The sequence below is a fragment of the Kaistella flava (ex Peng et al. 2021) genome (assembly GCF_015191005.1).
GTDB classification, from domain to species: domain Bacteria; phylum Bacteroidota; class Bacteroidia; order Flavobacteriales; family Weeksellaceae; genus Kaistella; species Kaistella flava.
Genome location: NZ_CP040442.1, coordinates 466,029 through 486,618 on the forward strand (window position 1 = coordinate 466,029; position 20,590 = coordinate 486,618).

Annotated in this window: 19 protein-coding genes; 10 read left to right on the plus strand and 9 right to left on the minus strand. The window is 33.5% G+C overall.

The genetic code is table 11. From position 1 onward, the window contains the following. Positions 1-71 precede the first annotated feature (71 nt). Positions 72-560 carry a hypothetical protein gene (locus tag Q73A0000_RS02080; protein WP_193812440.1) on the minus strand — a complete coding sequence of 163 codons (489 nt, stop codon included), beginning with the start codon at positions 558-560 and terminating at the stop codon, positions 72-74. A 34-nt stretch (positions 561-594) separates the two neighbouring features. Next, a complete protein-coding gene (locus Q73A0000_RS02085) occupies positions 595-1,200 on the minus strand; it encodes a hypothetical protein (protein ID WP_193812441.1) in 606 nt (201 codons plus the stop codon). A 72-nt stretch (positions 1,201-1,272) separates the two neighbouring features. On the opposite strand from Q73A0000_RS02085, the gene recR reads away from it, so the two are divergent. The 5 genes from recR to Q73A0000_RS02110 all read left to right on the plus strand — a co-directional run bounded on the left by recR (position 1,273) and on the right by Q73A0000_RS02110 (position 6,158). Further along, positions 1,273-1,884, plus strand: a complete 612-nt coding sequence (recR, locus tag Q73A0000_RS02090; protein ID WP_193812442.1) for a recombination mediator RecR — start codon at positions 1,273-1,275, stop codon at positions 1,882-1,884. 16 nt (positions 1,885-1,900) lie between these two features. Further along, positions 1,901-3,067, plus strand: coding sequence for a hypothetical protein (locus tag Q73A0000_RS02095; RefSeq protein ID WP_193812443.1), 1,167 nt, complete (start codon positions 1,901-1,903; stop codon positions 3,065-3,067). After that, positions 3,064-3,870 (plus strand): glycosyltransferase family 2 protein, encoded by an 807-nt coding sequence (locus Q73A0000_RS02100; protein ID WP_193812444.1) that lies wholly within the window; start codon positions 3,064-3,066, stop codon positions 3,868-3,870. Before Q73A0000_RS02095 ends, Q73A0000_RS02100 begins: the two co-directional genes overlap by 4 nt. A gap of 117 nt (positions 3,871-3,987) precedes the next feature. Beyond that, a complete protein-coding gene (locus Q73A0000_RS02105) occupies positions 3,988-5,121 on the plus strand; it encodes an SDR family NAD(P)-dependent oxidoreductase (RefSeq protein WP_193812445.1) in 1,134 nt (377 codons plus the stop codon). Next, the gene (locus Q73A0000_RS02110; RefSeq protein ID WP_193812446.1) at positions 5,118-6,158 is read left to right on the plus strand and encodes a lipopolysaccharide biosynthesis protein; all 1,041 of its coding nucleotides are present in this window, start codon (positions 5,118-5,120) and stop codon (positions 6,156-6,158) included. Before Q73A0000_RS02105 ends, Q73A0000_RS02110 begins: the two co-directional genes overlap by 4 nt. Positions 6,159-6,239: 81 nt before the next feature. On the opposite strand, the gene secG is transcribed toward Q73A0000_RS02110, so the two are convergent. After that, positions 6,240-6,590 (minus strand): preprotein translocase subunit SecG, encoded by a 351-nt coding sequence (gene secG, locus Q73A0000_RS02115; protein ID WP_193812447.1) that lies wholly within the window; start codon positions 6,588-6,590, stop codon positions 6,240-6,242. A 258-nt stretch (positions 6,591-6,848) separates the two neighbouring features. On the opposite strand from secG, the gene Q73A0000_RS02120 reads away from it, so the two are divergent. Then, complete coding sequence (locus Q73A0000_RS02120) at positions 6,849-9,176, plus strand: ATP-dependent helicase (RefSeq protein ID WP_193812448.1); 2,328 nt, start codon at positions 6,849-6,851, stop codon at positions 9,174-9,176. A gap of 252 nt (positions 9,177-9,428) precedes the next feature. Here the strand turns inward: Q73A0000_RS02120 and Q73A0000_RS02125 are convergent, their stop codons facing one another. From Q73A0000_RS02125 to rlmH, 3 genes are all read right to left on the minus strand, one after another. Next, complete coding sequence (locus Q73A0000_RS02125) at positions 9,429-9,812, minus strand: DUF3037 domain-containing protein (RefSeq protein WP_193812449.1); 384 nt, start codon at positions 9,810-9,812, stop codon at positions 9,429-9,431. Continuing rightward, positions 9,799-10,581, minus strand: coding sequence for a HipA family kinase (locus Q73A0000_RS02130; RefSeq protein WP_193812450.1), 783 nt, complete (start codon positions 10,579-10,581; stop codon positions 9,799-9,801). Before Q73A0000_RS02130 ends, Q73A0000_RS02125 begins: the two co-directional genes overlap by 14 nt. Positions 10,582-10,769: 188 nt before the next feature. Then, positions 10,770-11,243: a 23S rRNA (pseudouridine(1915)-N(3))-methyltransferase RlmH gene (gene rlmH, locus Q73A0000_RS02135; RefSeq protein ID WP_193812451.1), complete on the minus strand. Its 474-nt coding sequence runs from the start codon at positions 11,241-11,243 to the stop codon at positions 10,770-10,772. A 30-nt stretch (positions 11,244-11,273) separates the two neighbouring features. Between rlmH and Q73A0000_RS02140 the strand changes: the two genes are divergently transcribed. Further along, positions 11,274-12,275, plus strand: a complete 1,002-nt coding sequence (locus tag Q73A0000_RS02140) for a YihY/virulence factor BrkB family protein (protein WP_193812452.1) — start codon at positions 11,274-11,276, stop codon at positions 12,273-12,275. 245 nt (positions 12,276-12,520) lie between these two features. On the opposite strand, the gene nhaA is transcribed toward Q73A0000_RS02140, so the two are convergent. From nhaA to Q73A0000_RS02155, 3 genes are all read right to left on the minus strand, one after another. Then, positions 12,521-13,705, minus strand: coding sequence for a Na+/H+ antiporter NhaA (gene nhaA / locus Q73A0000_RS02145; protein ID WP_193812453.1), 1,185 nt, complete (start codon positions 13,703-13,705; stop codon positions 12,521-12,523). A gap of 18 nt (positions 13,706-13,723) precedes the next feature. Next, positions 13,724-15,931, minus strand: coding sequence for a RelA/SpoT family protein (locus Q73A0000_RS02150; RefSeq protein WP_193812454.1), 2,208 nt, complete (start codon positions 15,929-15,931; stop codon positions 13,724-13,726). Positions 15,932-16,338: 407 nt separating this feature from the next. Continuing rightward, positions 16,339-16,788 (minus strand): hypothetical protein, encoded by a 450-nt coding sequence (locus Q73A0000_RS02155; protein ID WP_193812455.1) that lies wholly within the window; start codon positions 16,786-16,788, stop codon positions 16,339-16,341. Positions 16,789-16,956: 168 nt separating this feature from the next. Here Q73A0000_RS02155 and dacB point away from each other — a divergent pair, with 168 nt between their 5' ends. The 3 genes from dacB to Q73A0000_RS02170 all read left to right on the plus strand — a co-directional run bounded on the left by dacB (position 16,957) and on the right by Q73A0000_RS02170 (position 20,556). Further along, positions 16,957-18,330, plus strand: a complete 1,374-nt coding sequence (gene dacB / locus Q73A0000_RS02160) for a D-alanyl-D-alanine carboxypeptidase/D-alanyl-D-alanine-endopeptidase (protein ID WP_193812456.1) — start codon at positions 16,957-16,959, stop codon at positions 18,328-18,330. A 15-nt stretch (positions 18,331-18,345) separates the two neighbouring features. Next, positions 18,346-19,512, plus strand: coding sequence for a sensor histidine kinase (locus Q73A0000_RS02165; protein ID WP_193812457.1), 1,167 nt, complete (start codon positions 18,346-18,348; stop codon positions 19,510-19,512). Positions 19,513-19,617: 105 nt separating this feature from the next. Next, positions 19,618-20,556 carry a hypothetical protein gene (locus Q73A0000_RS02170; protein ID WP_193812458.1) on the plus strand — a complete coding sequence of 313 codons (939 nt, stop codon included), beginning with the start codon at positions 19,618-19,620 and terminating at the stop codon, positions 20,554-20,556. The last annotated feature ends 34 nt before the right edge of the window (positions 20,557-20,590 follow it).

The following is a 20,590-nucleotide window of genomic DNA, read 5'->3' on the forward strand; positions in this document are numbered from 1 at the left end:
TAGCTCAAAAATACAAATAAAAAACGCTTCTGAAATTTTCAAAAGCGCAATATTTTAATTTTAAGATTATTTTAACAGCCGCATTCTCCGTAAATCGGCGTGGTTGTTTTCTCGCCGTTTTTATTTTCCACACTCATTATTCCATCAAACATCATTACTTCTTCTAAACCTTTTACTTTTTGTCCTTGAATAGAAACTGTAATTTCGTCATTTTTAATGGTTTTACTAAAGTTTTCTGGATCAAGATCACCTTCTTCCATTTTGATTTTTACGGGCTTTCCATCAATTTTCAAAAAAGCATTATTTCCGTAATCGTCGATATAGACGTATTTTTCATTTTCAAAATCTTCTTTGTTTTTCGCAAAATAACAGGAACATCCATTCACTTCCGCTGGAAATTCAAATGTTTCAAGGTTAATTTGATTTAAATTTTCTGCTACATTTACAGAGTCATTCACTACCGTTAAAGAGTCAGTTGTTGTTTTAGTTTCTGAAATTTTCTCTTCTTTCTTACACGAAAACAACATCATTAAAGAAGCGATAATCATCAATTTTTTCATTCGATCTATTTTATTATTTAAAGTTTATTTTGTTTTAGCCACGCGATCTTTCAAGCAACACCATCATTAAAAACGATAAAACTACCAATGATTCATCCTGGTCATCGATATCTTTTAAACGGTCTAACTGAAATCTTCTTCCAATTAAAGACGGCATTTTTTTTAATCTGAAATATTCTGTTCCTGAAGAATCTTTTACGGTATAAGATGGATTTAGGAAATATCCGGTAAACATTCCAATGATAGGGATTTCACTTACTATTCCGTCCATAATTTTCACCCAGGCATTGTCTTCGCTAACCAGAAATCTCAGTTGATCGTTTTGATCCAAAATTTCGTAATGTGATTTCCAAATGGAACGCATTCCTTTTCGGGCAAGTCGGCCGTAATTTTTGTTATTTAAAAGATCATTAATGGAATAACTCGCATTGAAATCTAGCCAGCGATCGGCTTTAATTCTAAACAATTCCTGCGATTTGGATTCATCATTGAAAACGATAACATCTTCTTTCAGTTTGAACATTTTCTGACGAACATAAGCCACATAATTTCCATTTTTATCGGTGATATTAAAGTCACTGGAAAGGGTGGTTATTTTGAATTTAAAATCAAGGGGATAGTTCAGATTTTTTAGGACCATTAATTATTTTTTTTAAAGATAATAAAATCTCTGAAACTTGGTACTTCTCTTATTAAACTTTATTTTTGTGAAATGGAGTATCCGAGCAAAGTTTTAGCAAAAGCCGTAGATGAAATTTCTGGTTTACCGGGAATTGGTAAGAAGTCTGCGTTGCGTTTGGCATTGCATCTTTTGAAGCAACCCGAAAGTCAGGCGATTGCTTTGGGAGATTCCTTAAAAAAATTAGTTACAGATATTAAATATTGCAGAGAATGTCATAATTTCTCTGATTCTGAAGTTTGTGATATTTGTGCTAATCCAAAAAGAACGGAAGAATTACTTTGCGTCGTAGAAGATGTTCGCGACGTTATGGCGATTGAAAATACTGGAAAATTCCGTGGGAAATATTTAGTTCTTGGCGGTAAAATTTCTCCAATGGAAGGAATCGGTCCGAATAAATTGAACATTTCCTCCATCGAAAAAAAGTTAGAAACTGGAATTGTAAAAGAGCTTATTTTCGCTTTAAGTGCCACGATGGAAGGTGATACAACGGCTTATTATATTTATAAAAAATTCAAAAGTTCAACAGTCCGTTTTTCAACCATTGCCCGCGGAATTTCTGTTGGTGATGAATTAGAATATGCGGACGAAATTTCTTTAGGAAGATCTATTCAAAATCGTTTGCCTTATAGTGAAGGCTCATAATATTGACTGATAACTTATGATTAAACTTTTTATGAATCTTCCAGATTCCCTTCAAAATAACCTCGAAAAATGGGGCGTTTTTTTTATCTATCTTTTTATTAATGGTTTATTTGTGGCGAAATACGGAGGTCATTTTTCATTTTACTTATTGCCCGTTTATAGTATCGCTATTTTCGTTATAGCGACTTTTTACATTAAAATTAACCTTAAAGATTTAGTCTATAAATATCTCTTTTGGATTTTAATTGGTTTGTTTTTCATTTTTAGTGTTGGATTGAACAATTATGTAGATGGAAACTCTTTGAATGTCGATCGCTGGGATGCGATGGAAGTTGGGATAAAAGCCCTATTTAATAATCATTATCCTTATGATCTTAAGGATTTTATGGGAAGAGAATCCTCCAACTTACCTTTTTTAATAGTCTTGGGAATGCCATTTTATTTACTATTCGGAAGTGTTGGATTTTTGCAATCTTTTAGTTTCCTGTTATTTTCTTATTTGGTTTTTAAAATTTTCGACCATTATAAATTACGATTAGCAGCGCTTGTTTTATTGGTTTTATCACCGAGTTATTTGTGGGAAGTTTATACCAAAAGTGATCTTTTATCAAATTTCATTCTAGTTATCGGTTTTTCTTATATAATCTGGGCTCAATTTATCCATCATAAAAAAATCAAAATAGAGTGGGTTTCAATACTCACCGCCCTCATTTTTCTTACACGGCTTTCGGTCGTAATTCCCTTGATTGTTATTTTATTTAAAGCATTTTACAAATTTACTGTCAGAGAAAAATTGCGTTTTATCTCTGTTTTTATTTTGGTGGTTTCTGGATTTATATATTTCTTTTTTCGGAATGCTGCGAACTGGGATACGATTTTAGAACATAATCCATTTACCATTCAAGGAAGTAAGCAGCCTTTATTTCTAAGTCTTTCATATATCGTAATGGCGGTAATTTTGGCTTTCAAGGTAAAATCTTATTTTAATATTGCTTTGTTTTCAGGATTGGTTTTATTTATCGCTGTATTTATTCCTTACCTATTGTATTTGGTGGAGTACGGATATGAAAACATAATGACTAATTCTTTTTTTGATTTGAGTTTTTTCAACATGTCGATGCCTTTTTTAATCGTAAGTTTGATTTTCATTTTGAAGAGAAATTTTAATATCAGTAAGAAATGATTTCGGTAATTATTCCCATGTACAATGCAGAAAAGGTTATTGTTAATGCCTTAGATTCTGTTAAAAATCAAACTTCGAAACATGATTTCGAAATTCTGGTTGTCAATGATGGTTCTGCCGATAAAAGTAAGGAAGTGGTTGAAACTTATATTCAACAAAATCCCGAACTTAATATTCTATTAATTAACCAAGAAAACGGCGGAGTTTCTAAAGCCAGAAATACTGGTTTAGAAGTGTCTAAAGGTGATTATATCGCTTTGTTAGATTCAGATGATGAATGGTATCCACAGAAAACAGAAAGACAAATTAGTGTTTTAGAAAACGGGAATTTAGTAGTCGATTTTATAGGATCTCGAAGAACGAATCATGAAATTCTTTATCCTTACAAAATTGATAAAAATAATCTTGCACTCATTACTTTTCGTAAATTAATGTTCAGAAATGAAACGCAACCATCTACCGTTATTTTTAAACGTAAAGTTTTAAATAATAGTGGTTTGTTTGATGGGAACCAGCGATATTCTGAAGATTTGAATTATTGGTTAAAAGTTTCCGAGCATAATAAAATGTACATTTTAAATGAAGAACTGGTTTTGACTGGTGCTGGGAAAAGAACCTTTGGCGTTTCCGGACTATCTGCGAATTTGGTAGAAATGGAAAAAGGTTTTCAGAAAAATTTGAAAGAAGTTTTTAAATTAAAGAGAATTGGTATCGCTGAGTATATTGGATATTTCATTTTTTATAAATTGAAGTACATCTTTAGAATTAGCAGAAATAAAATGTTAAAATTTCAAGGAAAATAGAATTTTTAGTTGACGATAAAAGTTTTAATTTCATACATTTATAGAGAAACTATCTTTGTTGGATTTTACAAAATAGAATTATAAACCCGAACTTTCGGAAATATCAAACGGATCAATTTGAAAAATATATTAATCACCGGAGGAGCCGGATTTATCGGTAGTAATGTAGCCCTAAAACTTATCAGTCAAGGTTATTCTGTTACGGTTTTAGATAATTTGTCAGAACAAATTCATGGTTCCAATCCTGAGAATTCTGCTTTATATCAAAGTATTTTGGGTAAAGTAAATTTCATTAAAGGTGATATTACGAATAGAAAAGACGTTGAAAAAGTCATAGAAGGTCAAGATGCAATTATTCATTTGGCAGCAGAAACCGGAACTGGACAATCGATGTATTCCCTTGAAAAATATAATCAAGTCAATGTTTCTGGAACGGCTTTGCTTCTTGATATTTTAGTGAATCAAAAGAACTCGGTTAAGAAAATAATTTTGGCTTCTTCCAGAGCCGTTTATGGGGAAGGAAAATATCAAAATCCCCAATCAGAATCTGTTTATCCAAAGAGCAGATTGGTAGAAGTTATGCAGGAAGGCCATTTTGAAATGACTGATGAAAATTGTCAGCTTTTGAAACCTTTAGCAACTGACGAAAACTCAAAATTACATCCAACTTCTTTTTACGGTCTGACCAAACTTCAGCAAGAACAAATGGTGAAATTAGTCTGCGAATCGATTGGAATTAATTACGTGATTCTCCGCTATCAAAACGTTTTCGGCGTCGGACAATCGTTGCTCAATCCTTACACCGGAATTTTATCCATATTTTCTACCCAAATTTTAAACGGAAATGCGCTCAATATTTTCGAAGATGGTTTGATGACCAGAGATTTCATCAACATCGAAGATACAGTAGATGCAACCATTAAAAGTTTAGAATTAGAAACTGCGAATAATGAAATAATTAATATTGGAACCGGTGTCGCAACCGATGTTTTGTCAGTCGCAAATCTTTTAGTAAAAGCTTACGAAAAGGATGTTCCAATAGAAGTTTCAGGAGATTTTAGAGTAGGAGATATCCGACATAATTTTGCCGATTTGACTAAAGCAAAACAGCTCTTGGACTTCCAACCTAAAGTAAGTTTTGAAAAAGGAATTCAGGAATTTACGAATTGGGTTTTGCAGCAACCACGCATCGATAATAATTTAGAGCAATCTCTTCAGGAAATGAAAGAAAAAGGATTTTTGAAATCATGAATCTGGAAGGCAAAAAAATCTTATTTCTGTCAGCAAACTTTTTCGGTTATGAAAAAGCGATAGTCAACCGACTTCGGGAATTAGGAGCAGAAGTGGATTTCTATAATGAAAGACCTTCTGATTCTGTTTTGTCAAAAGGAATTATTCGGGTTAATAAAAATTTTTATTTCAAGAAGATTAAATCCTATTATCAAAAGATTTTAAACGAAACAGGTAATCAGAATTATGATTTTTTCCTTTTAATTAAAGGAGAAACGATTCCTTTTTCTTTTTTGAGAAAATTTAAAGAGCATCATCCGTCGGCAAAAATGATTTTTTATTCTTACGACACGGTTCAGGAATATCCGAAATTCTTAAAACTATATTCTTATTTTGACAAGAATTTCACCTTCGAACCAAAAGATGCTCAGCACTATAATTTACATTTCAGACCGTTGTTTTTTCTTAATGACTATCAGAATTCAACCACAGATAGTTCCATAAAATATGATGTTGTTTTTATTGGAAGTGCACACACTGACCGATATTTAATTGGTGAGAAAATCAAAGAAATCGGTGAAATTAAAAATCTTAAAACTTACTTTTATTATTATGCCCAGAGTAAAGCAGCGTTTCGCTTAAAGAAAATTTTTGATCAGAATTTAAAGAAATTTGATACTAAGAAATTGAGTTTTAAAAAATTAAAACATTCTGAAATTGCCTCCATTTATGCACAGTCTCGTTCGGTTTTAGATATCAATAAGCCGTTTCAATTTGGATTATCAATGAGAACGTTCGAAACTTTAGCGTCTGGTAAAAAACTCTTGACCACGAATTCAGATATTAAAAATTATCCTTTCTATAATGAAGATAATATTATGACGTTGGATCGGGATAATTTGGATGTTAATGCCGAATTTTTCGAGTCCGATTTTAAAGAAATTTCTACGAAAAATTTAGAAATGATGTCTTTAGATTCTTGGATTGCCTGTTTGTTTTTTAAAGATCAAGATGAATATTGGAAGAAATACCATTCTGTTTTTCAATCCAATAAGTAATGAAATTTTCGATATAAAGCACAGAAAAAGAGATACTCAATTGAATATCTCTTTTTTATTTTTGATAAAATAGTTCTTTAATTAATCTGCTGCAGCAGGTGCAGGAGCTGGCATCGTTGTAGAATTGTTAGTTCCAGGTGCAGTTTGTGGAGCCGGAGCTTCTTTCTTAGCTGGAGCTTGTTGGAATTGTTGACTAGGTTTTGCTGTTAAAATAACACTTAATAAAATCAATACAACAATAATAGCTCCCAAAGTCCAAGTTGCTTTTTCCATAAAGTCATTGGTTCGTTGAACTCCAAATTGGGCAGATGATGTTCCACCGAAAGTTCCTGAAAGACCGCCACCTTTAGGGTTTTGTGCCATAACCATAATAACTAGTAAGATACTCGCAATCATGATAAGGATCATGAATAATGTAAATATAGTGCTCATTTTTTCTTCTGAATTTTAGTGTGCAAATATAAAGCTTTTTTTTGTAATTCCTTAACATTACTAAAGAATAATTACGCTTTACTCTAAATAATTTCGAAATTTATTTCTACTTGGTTGTTTAGCAGAATTTACCGTAAGTAACGTCTTTTGTCCTATATGTTGCAATGCCAAAAAGCAATTTCTTTTTATACATCGAAAAACTTCGACTTTTAAAAAAGCTATAAAATACGTACCTTTGTCTGTCAAATTTTTATGAAAATGGAGTATTTAAAAGGACTGAATGAAGCGCAATATGAAGCCGTAACAACGCTCGAAGGACCATTGATGGTGCTTGCTGGAGCAGGATCCGGGAAAACCCGTGTGCTTACGATGAGGATTGCTCATTTGATCACTAATTTAGTAGATCCTTTTAATATTTTGTCTTTAACTTTTACCAATAAAGCGGCAAAAGAAATGAAGGAAAGGATTGGGAAAGTAGTAGGACAAAGCGAAGCGAAATCTCTTTGGATGGGAACTTTTCACTCTGTTTTTGCGCGGATTTTACGTTCAGAAGCTCATTATATTGGGTTTCCATCGAACTTTACTATTTATGATTCCCAGGATTCTTTAAATGTGATTAGAAAGGTTTTAAAAGACCTTAAAATCGATTCTGATTTATATAAGCCTAAAAAAGTTCAGGCCAGAATTTCGAATTATAAAAATAATCTGATTACGGTAAAAGCGTATTTAAATAATCCAGAACTCATCGAAGCTGACGAACGTGCCAACATGAAAAGTATTGGCGTGATTTACCAGAAATATGTTGAGGCTTGTTTTAAAAATGGGGCGATGGATTTTGATGATCTATTATTAAGAACCAATGAGTTACTAACCAGGTTTCCAGAAGTTCTTGCGAAATACCAAGACCGTTTCCGTTATATTTTGGTTGATGAGTACCAGGATACAAATCATTCTCAATATTTAATTGTGAAAGCTTTGGCTTCTAAATTTGAAAATATCTGTGTGGTAGGAGACGATGCACAATCTATTTATTCCTTCCGTGGAGCCAATATTCAGAATATCTTAAACTTTAAAAAAGATTATCCTGATGCAGTAACGGTTTCTCTGGAACAAAATTACCGTTCAACGCAAAATATCGTGAATGCAGCAAATGTTGTTATTTCTAAAAACTTACAGCAGTTCAAGAAAAACGTATTTAGTGATAATGAAGAAGGAGAAAAAATAAAAGTCTACCGTTCGCTTTCAGATGCGGATGAAGCGAATTTTGTGGCAGGTAATATTTGGGAACAGCATAATTCTGAACAAAAAAAATTCACTGATTTTGCCATTTTATATAGAACCAATTCTCAAACGCGTGCTTTTGAAGATGCCTTGAGAAGAAAGAATATTCCGTATAAAGTTTTTGGTGGATTATCCTTTTACCAAAGGAAAGAGGTAAAAGATTTAGTAGCTTATCTGCGAATTTTAATTAATGAAAATGATTCAGAAGCACTTTCCAGAATTATCAATTATCCTGTGCGTGGAATTGGAGAAACGACTCAAAATAAATTAATTGTCTTTGCAGATTCTCAGAATGTTTCGGTTTCTCAGGTTTTGGATAATCTTGGTTTTTATGCACCAAACTTGAAATTAAATAATGGAATTTTAACCAAACTTTCTGATTTCTGGTCCATGATTAAAGCGTTTCAGGTCATGTTAAAAACTGAAAATGCTTATAATGTTGCAATGGAAGTTGCGAAAAGAACAGGTATTATTAAGTTTTTAAAAGATGATCAAACTCCAGAAGGAATTTCGCGCGTAGAAAATATTCAGGAATTAATGAACTCGATGCAGGGTTTCATTGAAGAACAGCAACAGCTGGACGATGGCGATCCTTCGCTTCCTAATTTCTTAGAAAATATTGCACTTTCTGCAGATACGCAAACCGATAAAAATGAAGATGGTGACCAGGTTTCATTAATGACGATTCACCTTTCAAAAGGATTGGAGTTTCCGGTAGTTCACGTGGTTGGATTAGAGGAAAATTTATTCCCAAGTTTTATGAGTTCTTCCACCAGAGAAGAGCTAGAAGAGGAAAGACGTTTGTTTTATGTAGCGTTAACCAGAGCTGAAAAGCAAGTTTATTTTACCTACGCAGTTTCCCGTTTTCAATGGGGGAAAATTACGAGTGCAGAACCTTCAAGATTTTTAAGTGAAGTTGATGAGCAGTATTTGGAATTCGTTAATCCGGCGACTGAAAGTCGTTTCTCGAATAATTCCGGTTTAAAATCCAGTATTTTTGATGACGAACCTTCAGAGCCAAGATTCTTTAAAAAGAAAGATGCCAAGAAAACAATCGAACGCAACGAGCCACAGCTGATTCCACAAAATTTAAAACCTGTTGCCACGGCAAGAATCATCAATCCAAGCGGTAATTCTTCACAGGATATCGAAGTTGGCGATAGAGTTCGTCATGACCGTTTTGGTGTTGGAGAAGTTATTTTCTTAGATGGAACAGATCCGCAGAATATCAAAGCAAAAGTGAAATTCCAGCACGAAGGCGAAAAGAATTTGATTTTGAAATTTGCGAAGTTGACGAAGGTTTAATTTCCTTATTCATTTGTATAAAAACCAAAAGAGCTTTCAATTTGAAAGCTCTTTTGGTTATATAATATTACCTATTTTAAATCTCTTTTAAGATGTAGTGAAACTTCTGAAAGTGGGATGAAATTAGATTAAAAAAAGTTCGGATAATTAATTTTGATAAAAGATCATTGTATTAAGATTTTGAAGTCTGGGTGCAGTTGCATTCAATTTACAAAATTGATAAATCGATTCTTATTAAATTTAAAGAATAATCTACTTCACTAACTCCTCAAACAATCTCTCAAACGTCGCATCCAAATCTTGAGTTTTTCCCGGATGCGGACGAGAGGTCTGAATCACAGAACTTCTAACCGCAGTCAACCAACGGAATCTTTCGGGAATATCGAGTTGAGCAATTGGGCCACCTTCTTTTGCGCCGCTTGCTACATTTTTAAAATTTTCAAGATTCTGAGCAATATCTTTATAGTCGAGTTTAGATTTCATCGACTGAAATTTCTCGGTGCAAAGATGGAATTCAAAACGGATATACTTTTCTCTTTTTGAAAACATAATTAGCCCAATATTGAAAAATTCTTCTCTTTCAACTTTCGGAACGAGCCGAATGACGGAGTATTCGTAAATTTTATTTTCTTGCATTTTTCGCTTCGTTTATAAAGTTTACAGAATGATCGCGGCGTGTTTTCAGGAAATTGAAATACACCTCTTTTATTTGTTCCGCGGAATCGTCGGTATCGTTCCAATCCAGCCAATCCATTGGAATTAGTTCTACAATGGCGTGTAGAATTTCATCGGTTAAAACAGATTTCGCAAACTGATCTGCTTCATCGAGCATCGTGGCTTGCGAAAGAAGGACGTGATCTTTTATATATACAAAAGGACTTAAAGCATGTTTCTCAAAATTCATCCAGGAATGGTGAAAATATAAGGAAGCACCATTGTCAATGAGCCAAAGTTCTTTGTGCCACATCAAAAGATTGGTATTCTTAAAAGTACGGTCGATATTGGTAATATAACCATCCAGCCAAACAATTTTGGAAGCTAAAAGTGGATCAACTTTAACCGAAGGATCGTAAGCAATCGCACCTGACAAAAAATGCAATCCTAAGTTTAAACCTTCCGAAAATTTAAGTAAATCCTGAATTTCTTCGTCAGCTTCTGTCCGTCCAAAATCTACATCGAGATTAGCAAAAACCAATTCAGGAATCGGCAAACCCAAAACCTGTGAAATCTTTCCGCCTAACAATTCAGAAATTAACATCTTCACGCCGTGACCTGCGCCACGAAACTTTAAAACATATTTGAAATCGTCGTCTGCTTCAGCAAGTGCAGGCAAAGAACCGCCTTCTCGCAAAGGCAGAATGTACCGCATTACCGTAACTGTTCGAAGTGATAAATCTTGACTCATAGGGCAAAAGTACAAAAAAAGGTGATGCGGTCTATGAGTTTTTAAAAAGCCACGAATTCACGAATTTCTCTTTAAAAATACCACTTTATTTTATAATAAAAAGTACTGAAAGTTAATTGGAAATTTTTGAAATTATTTTTTCTCAATAATAGAATGTATCAAACATTCGTGAATTCGTGGCAAAAAAATTAATCGTTATGATAAGGTTTTCCCTGAAGGATTTGATCAGCACGGTAAATTTGTTCCACGAAAAAAAGGCGGATCATTTGATGGGTAAAGGTCATTTTAGAAAGCGACATTTTTTCATTCGCCCTTTCATACATTTCATCTGAAAAACCATAAGCACCACCGATAATGAGCGACACTTTTTTAACTGATGAAGTCATCCAGTTATCAATTTTAGAAGCGAATTCACGACTGGTAAATTGTTTTCCTTTTTCGTCTAAAAGAACAATAGTATCTGAGTTTTCGATAAGATTTAAAAATAATTTTCCCTCTTCCTTTTTGAGTAAATCAGGACTTAGGTTTTTAGCATTTTTTACATCAGGAATTTCGATGATTTCAAAATTCCAATATTTCGGCAGGCGGTTTTGATAATATTTTACCAAATTGGTAATTTCTTTATCATCAGTTTTGCCCATGCACACTAAATTAATTCGCATTTCTTATCTTTGTTTTGCAAATATAAATTAATGGGCATTAAAACTCCGCAATTCATCATCAAAATAAAAAATTTTCTGGATGGTATTCATATTCCTTTTTTAGGGATTTCTCTTTGGGAAATGTTTAAAATTTATGGACAAGGCGTTTTTAAAATGCAAATTGGTAGAAGTGCCGCGAGTATTTCCTGGAGTTTCTTTCTAAGTCTTTTTCCTTTTATATTGTTTTTACTTTCGCTCTTGCCTTACCTTCCACATTACGATAAATTGCAGTTTTATATTTTTGAAGTGTTGATGCACAATATTTTGCCGTCGCGTATGCAAAGTGATGTTACAGGTTATATTCAAAATTTTATTATTCCAAATATCAAGAATATCAGCAATATGACGATTGTGTTTGCGATGGTTTTCGCGGTCAATGGAACGCATTCTTTGATTAATGGTTTTAATATCAATACCAATTTACAAAGGGGAGCTGTAAAAGAATATTTGGTCGCTTTCGTGATTACGATTGCGTTTATCGTACTGATAATCGCTTCTCTATTAGGAGTTTATTACAGTGAAGTCGTTCTGAAATTATTTACGCCAGAGATCAATATTTCGTGGTTTGTAGATAATATGTCGAAAATTATTGGATTTATTTCATTCCCGATTTTCTATTTTATCTTGTTGGCGCTTTTTTATTGGGTAGGTTGTTTGAAAATCACCACTTTTAAACAGGCGATTCCAGGTGCTATTTTAACCACGATTTTATTCGTATTATTGACTTATTTCTTTGCGATTTACGTCAGAAACTTTGCCAGATATAACGTTCTTTATGGCTCAATTGGAACGATTATTTTAGTAATGGTTTGGGTGAATATCAATATCATTTTAATTTTATTAGGAAATGAATTGAATATTGCCATTAAAAAAGTGCGTGTCGAAAAAATGATTGCCGAAGAAATGACTTCAAATGCTTTACAATTCGATGCAGATTTGGTTTCTGACTCCGAAGATATTGAAGATCAACATCATATTAAAATGGATAAATAATCTCGAGATTATCTAAATTTCGTTTTAACCGCAAAAGATGCAAACGTTTTATTTAAATAGTATCCAAACAAAAGTTTGGAAAAGCACCATAAAATAACGGTTCCAATACTTGAATTCTTTTGAAAAATTTTTTCTTAATAGTCTTTTGCCATTTTTGGCGTTGTAAAGAGTAAAGATTTAAATTTTTAGAAAGTTAATTTAATTTAGAAGAAATGTTCTGCTCTAAAAATTTATAAAACTGTTTATTAATCTGCTGCCTCCTCTAAAATCTCTTTCTTTTTCCCAATATACCTTAACAACGAAAAACCGGCGAATCCTGAAATAACGGAAGCTACCAAAACTGCAAATTTCGCTTCAGCTTGAATTTCTGTATGTCCTTTAAAGGAAAGTAAAGCAATGAAAATCGACATCGTAAAACCAATTCCTGCCAAAAGTCCGGCACCTAACATTTGAGACCAGGAACTTTTGTCGGGCAAACTGCTGATTTTTAGTTTAATGAAAATCCAGGAAAATAAGTTGATTCCGATTATTTTACCAAAGACTAATCCGAATATGATTCCGTAGCCAAAGTTACTGAAAAGTCCATCTACCATTCCTTCTTTGAACATAATATTGGTATTGGCCAAGGCGAAAATCGGCATGATTAGAAAATTGACAGGCAAATGTAATTTTTGTTCTAATTTTTCTAAAGGTGAAATTTCGGTCGCAGAAGTATTGGTAGGAATTGTAAAGGCTAAAAGAACTCCTGCAATCGTAGCGTGAATCCCAGAATGATGCATGAAATACCATAGAAATAGTCCCGGGATAATGTAGAAAATGTGTTTCTTAAAATTAAAGAAATTCAATAATACTAAAATGATAACCATCACAGCGCTTAAACCTAAATAAACCCAATGTAACTGGTCGGTATAGAAGATTGCAATTACCAAAATTGCACCCAAATCATCAACGATTGCCAAGGCTGCTAAAAATATTTTTAAAGATAATGGAGCACGTTTTCCCAACATCGAAATAATTGCCAGAGAGAATGCAATGTCGGTCGCCATCGGAATTGCCCAACCATTTGCGTAGTCGGTTCCGTGGTTAAAAAAAAAATAAATTAAGCCCGGAACAACCATTCCACCAACTGCCGCAATGATCGGTAATGAAGCCGATTTAAAAGTCGAAAGTTCACCTTCTACGATTTCACGTTTGATTTCTAAACCGACGAGTAAAAAGAAAATCGCCATCAAACCATCATTAATCCAAATGCTTAGTGAATAATTAAGGTGAAAAATATTGGTTCCAATTTCGGTATCTAATAAATTTTGAAAAGGAACGCCGAGAGAAGAATTCGCAATAAAAAGTGATATTAAAACACAAAGTATTAACAGAATCCCTGAAGATTGTGAGCTGTGAAGAAATTTTTTAAAATAGTCAGTAATGAGCATAAGGTTTATTTAGTGGTGTTATTGCATTCGTTTTACACGAGAAACACCGTTAATGTTTTTTAGTTGCTTGAAGGTTTCGTCTAACTGGCTTCTGTTTCTCACTTCGAGATTAATGTTACCTAAGAAAACGCCATTATTGGATTCAATCGACATGCTTTTCATGTCCATATTCATGTTGTTACTGATGACCGCCGTAATATCGTTAATCATTCCCATTCTGTCAAGACCTTCAATTTCAATTTTAATTCTGTTTTTGAAACTTTCTTCATTCACCCATTTCGCAGGTAAAACTCGATAATCGTATTGAGCACGAAGATTAATGGCATTGGGACAATTGTCATTATGAACTTTAATACCTTCAGAAATGGTGATGAATCCAAAAATTCGATCACCTGGAATTACGGTACAGCATTTTGCATAAGTGTAATTCATTTTCTGCTCATCTTTTCCAAAAACAATCATGTCAAGATTGGTTTCCGGAGTTTCTGTAAAGAGCTCGTTTTTGGTCGGCGACTTACGGAAACGTTGCAGAATATTACCGAAAAGTCCTTTTCCTTCAGTGTATTTTTTAATATCACTAATATCTAAATCGCCATTTTGAAATTTAAGAAATAATTCCTGAGAAGTCTTTAAAGCAAAAAACTTCTGCATTTTATTGATTTCTTCATCATTGAAATTGAGTTTCGCATGACGCATTTTTCGCTGCAAAATTTCTTTTCCTTCTTCGACTAAACCATTATTCTCAGAATTTAGAATGGCTTTTATCTTTGATTTGGCTTTAGAAGTTACTACAAAATCCAGCCAGTCTGCTTTCGGTTTTTGATTTTGTGAAGAGAGAATATCAACCTGATCACCATTTAATAAAACATAAGAAATGGGAACTAACTTACCGTTTACTTTTGCGCCAAGACATTTTGTTCCTAAATCAGAATGCACTGAAAAGGCAAAATCTAAAGCGGTAGAACCAATCGGTAGAATTTTTATTTCACCTTTTGGCGTAAAGACAAAAACTTCTTTGGAATATAAGTTAAGTTTAATATCATCCAAAAGTTCTGTAGTAGTCATCGACTGCTGGTTTTCCAGAACCTCACGGATTTCTGTCACCCAACGTTCAAAGTTTTTTTCGTCAGAACTTTGCTGGTAGCCTTCTTTGTATTTATAATGTGCGGCAACGCCTTTTTCGGCGATGTCATCCATTCTTTCAGATCGAATTTGAACTTCAATCCACTTTTTATCTGGGCCTAAAATTGTCAAATGTAAACTTTCGTAACCTGTGGATCTCGGCTGAGAAATCCAGTCACGCATTCGCTGTGGATTACTGTGATAAAGGTCTGTAACAATTGAATATATTTTCCAGGCAAGAAATTTTTCGTTTTTCGCATCTGATTTATAAATAATTCTAATGGCATAATTATCAAAAACTTCATCGAAAGCAACGCCTTGTTTGAGCATTTTTCGATAGATCGAAGAAATTGCTTTTGCCCGTCCTTTAATTGAAACATTTAGATTTTCGTCTTCCAATTGTTCCGATACTTCTTTCTTAAATTCTTCGATATATTTCTCGCGGCTTTCTTTGGCAAGTTCCAACTTTGAAGAAATATCCAGATAAACTTCAGGATTATTAAACTTTAAAGAAAGATCTTCTAATTCTGATTTGATGTTGTATAAACCAAGTCGGTGGGCGAGTGGCGCATAAATATAAACCGTTTCCGAAGCGATTTTCTTCTGCTTCTCAGGCGTCATGCTTTCCAGCGTGCGCATATTGTGAAGTCGGTCTGCAATCTTAATTAAAATTACCCGGAAATCTTCGGAAAGTGTCAATAAAAGTTTACGGTAATTCTCAGATTGAATCGAAATGTTTTGATGATTCATGACCGAAATTTTGGTCAAACCATTGACGATATCAGCAATTTTTTTTCCGAAGATTTTTTTGAGATCGTCATAAGTATAATCAGAATCTTCGATAACATCGTGAAGAAGTGCACAGGCAATCGAGGTTGCGCCTAATCCAATTTCGTTGGCTACAATTTTTGCGACCTCAATCGGATGGTAGATATAAGGTTCACCTGTTTTTCGTCGCTGGTCTTTATGAGCATCTAAGGCAATATCAAACGCTTTTCGGATGACTTTGTTTTGTTCCTCATCCAAATTACGATAGGTATTTGTAATCAAATCCTTGTACCTAGCGAGAATTTCTTTATTTTCTTGTTCTAAATCGTAAACCATTTATTAATGCCAATTATGACACGAAAATAAGAAAAAAAAGTCCAATTATGGTGATTAAATCCAAAAAATGTATCAGTGGAAAGGGACTTTTTAAATACAGCCTAATCTTGGAAATGTAATGTTTGTGGTGATTATATAAAAACTCAAAGTGTAGGAATTTACACCATCAATTGTTTTTGAACACTGCTTTTTTAATAATAACTATAATAAGATTCAAAAATACATTTATTTAAAAAAAACTGAGAACCTTATTATGTTAAAGATTCTCAGTAGAATATACAATTGTGAAATTATTTTAATTCTGGGAGCTAAACAGAGTCCGAGAAAGAATTAGAAGTGTTTTTATAAATGCAACAGTAGTTAAAAAGATAAGCAGAAAAAAACCGCTTCTAAAAGTTGAAACGGACTTACGATTCTACTTCAGTATTTCCAAAATTCACTTCGGAATTTATTCCCGCAGATTGACCTCGATAATTGACATGCGGTGAATTGAAAATTTCTGCTCTTGCACGTAATGCGACTATTTTTTGTAGAAAATCTAAAGATTTCGCATCTCTGAATTTAATATGGTCAAAATAATTTTGATGAATGCAATTATTTTTTCCGAAAACTTCTTTTACTTTTTCAATTTGTTCTGGTTCTTTTACTTTTACACTCACAACCAAACTGTCATCTTCAAGTTTGGTTTTGTCTTTAAAGAAATATTGCCAAATTGACGTCTTTATTTCTTTATGAATTTTCTCGTCATGCAAGTATATGATGTAATCTTGGTTTTGAATACCTGCATTTTCTAAGTCTTGCCCAATTTGGTGGGACTGACTTTGGCTCTCAAATAAGCCTGTGATGATTGATGCCATTATTCTAAATTTTAAATTTACAATACAAAGGTTACATATTTAATAATAAAAATGCAAGTAAAAGCGATAGTTATTATGTATTCTTTGAGAATAACTGTTTATAATGTTAATATATTTAAGGTTTAAAAAATATTATTTCTTTATATTTGAAAATAAAAAAAAGTGATTATGAAGAAGCTGATTCCTTTATTTCTGTTAATTTCTCAATTGTATTTTACACAGAGCGTTGCACAAAATCTGGATGCTGCAACCCAAAAGTTATTAAGTTCTTCTCCCGCATATTCCTCCATAATTTCTATGTTTGTTGCTGATGAAAATGGAAATTCCATTTATGAAAATAATGGCAATGTAGGTCTCTCGACTGCCTCGACTCAAAAAATATTTACTGCTGCGGCCGCTTTGGAAACTTTAGGTAAGGATTATCAGTATGTCACTACCGCAAATTATTCAGGAACAATTTCTGAGGGTTCTTTAGCAGGTGATCTTTTTATTACTTCGACGGGCGATCCAACCCTCGGAAGTTGGAGATATGATGGTTTTAAGCCTGAAAATTTCAAACAAAAATTGATTCAATCTTTAAAAGCAAAAGGCATTTCTAAGATTTCAGGAAACTTGATTATTGATGATTCTTATTTTGACTTCTTAACCACTCCTGGTGGCTGGCCTTGGAATGATCTCGGCAATTATTATGGAGCCGGAGTTTGGGGAGTTAACTGGCGAGAAAATCAATTTGATATTCAAGTCGCTGGTGGACAGATAAAAAACATCAATGTCGATTTACCAAATGTGAATTGGGTGAATGATATTAAAACAGGCGGAAGTTCAGATCAAAGTCTCGTCTTCACCGCGCCACATTCTGATGTTGCTTATGTTAATGGGAATTTGCCTGCTAAATCGCTTACTGTTTCTGGCGCGACGCCCAACCCGCCATTAACTTTTGGACAGGAAATAAAAAAGTGGTTGAAAGAATCAGGGATTGAATTTAATGGAAAAGTGACTTCTACATCGCAGCAAAGAATCGATGGTGATAAAATAACAACTGCTCCCAAAAATAATCTTTTGCTCGAATATAAATCGCCAACTTTAGATAAAATAGTCTTTTGGTTTATGCGAAAAAGCATCAACTTTTATGGCGAAACTTTAATAAAAACTTTAGGAAAAGAAAAGAAGAATGAAGGAAGTTTTGACGCAGGAATTTCCTACTTAAAAGACTTTTGGAGATCGAAAGGAATTAATCCGGCGTCTATTAACTTTGCAGATGGAAGTGGGCTTTCTCCACAAAACTATGTTTCGGCAAGAGCGGAAGTGCAGTCGTTGCTTTATAGCAAAAAACAACCTTGGTTTAATGAATTTTATGATGGTTTTCCGATGCAAGGAAATGGCATGAAATTGAAAAGTGGAACTATGAAAGATACCAAATCGTTTGCCGGCTATTATACCTCTAAGAACGGAAAAAAATATGTTTTTGCCATTATTATTAATAATTATCAAGGTGGTAATGTGAGCGAAGCCTTATTTCAAGTGCTGAACGTTTTAAAATAGTTGTATTTTCGTACGATGAAGAAAAGGGGGATTTTTTCGAAACTCAATAACTGGATTATTTATATTTTACTGACTTCAGCGGTGGCTGGAGTAGTAGCAGCTTCGGTCGTTCTGATTAATTATTTGCGTAAAGAAGAGATTAAAAGGATTGAACTTTTTGCGACTACTATAAAATACCAGCAAAATGAAATCATCGAAGATCCAATGACACTGGATTTAATTCTGCAGATTAATAAGACCAATAATACGATCCCAATTATCATTACCGATAAAAACAGAAAACCTTTAGGATTTGATTTTCAAAGAAATATACCGGACGCTATCAAGAATGATCCCCAAAAAATGCAGGCGCTGGTTAATAAAATGGCGAGTTCCTACAAACCTATTGAACTGCAAATGCCAGATGGGAATAATCAATACGTTTATTATACCAACTCTGATTTATTGAATAATTTGCGGTATTCGCCGTATATTTTAGGTTTACTGATTTTAGCCTATATATTCTTTTCTTTTTGGTTTCTGAGAACGATTAAGAAAACTGATGAAGGTTACGTTTGGGCTGGTTTGGCTAAAGAAACTGCGCATCAAATTGGAACTCCGTTATCTTCAATGATTGGCTGGATTGAAATCCTACGCATGGAAAACGAAAATAGTGAAGGCGTAAAAGAAATCGAAAATGATATCAATCGACTCAAAACTATTTCTGAAAGATTCTCTAAAATTGGTTCAATTCCCGAACTTAACGATTTGAATATCAATGAAACCATCCAACAGAATTACGATTATTTGAAATCGAGAATTTCGAGGAAAGTGAGTTTCATGCTGATTTTACCTAAAGAGCCAATTTTAATTCCACATAGTAGAATCCTATTAAGTTGGGTGATTGAAAATATTGTAAAAAATGCAGTCGATGCAATGAGAGGTGAGGGCAGACTCGAAATCGAACTCTACGAAAAGAATAAAAATATTGTCATCGATATCAAAGATTCTGGTTCAGGAATGACCAGGAATCAAGCCAGGAATGCTTTCAAAGCTGGCTATTCTACCAAGAAAAGAGGATGGGGACTTGGTTTATCTTTAGCCAAAAGAGTGATTAAGGAATACCACCGTGGTGATATCAAAATCGCCGTAACTGAAGTAGGAGTAGGAACTACTTTTAGAATTACTATGAAAAATTCATAATTTGTTTATTTTAATTTCTGATTGATCAATTTGGGTTAAAAGACGGTCGCGTCTTCTGATTAAATTACATAATTTCGTTATTAAGTAATTTAAAACTAATTGATTATGAAAAAGTTAATACTCTCTTTTTTCCTGATAAGTTCCTTTTTTGCCAATGCACAAATTATCAATATTTTAAAAGATAAGGTAAAAGACAAAACAGCTAGTTTAGTTGGCGATAAAGTAATTGGCGCTATCACAACTGAGGCAATCACAACTAATTTTAAAGACTGCAATAAAGTAGATATTAAAAATGCAGACTTTGGGAAAAATGAAAAATATACCAATCTCTGTAATGCTACTTTTTCTCCTTCAGAAGGTTACCTTTTGAAACCTGGGTTTTATACGATAGAACTCAAAAGTTTTTGTCTGCATGCCGGAACTTATGCGCCAAGTAAAGGCGATGGTTACTTATATGGACCGCTAAAAGGTCAGAAAAAAGACCTGGTTAATTCTCTCATCAAAAATTGGTATCAAAACCAGGATATTCCACAACAAAAAGTACAGGCGTTAGTTTGGGGCGTCATTGCAAAATCAAGTTTCAAAAATATGAGCCCAGATCTACAATTGGTTGCAACCAGACTGTTAAGTAAAAACGAGTTGCTTAATTTATCTAAAATGGGTTTAGATTTTGTGCCCGAAAGTGTGATGTCTAAAGCCAAAAGTAATTTGCCGCAACCAGTTCAATTGGTTTTAGAAGCTGAAAATAGAATCAGAAGTTTTTTCAGTTCTTCTTCGTCCAACTATTCAGAATTAGAAAAATTGGCTTTGCTTACAGGTGTTAATCCTGTAACATCAGAAATTTCTTATGGAACATGGGGACTTCATCCAAACGGATATTGGACTTCATATCAACCACACGGTTACCGACAAATGACCGTGAGAATTTATGTTCCAAATACAATCACTTCTGTTAATTATATTCCTTCTGATGATGTCGCGGTTCCAGCAAATACCGGAAGTCAGCGCTTAAAAGTTTCAGATGTTCTGAATTGTAGCAATTAGTTTCAAATTAAAAAAAAATGCCGTTTCCAGAAGA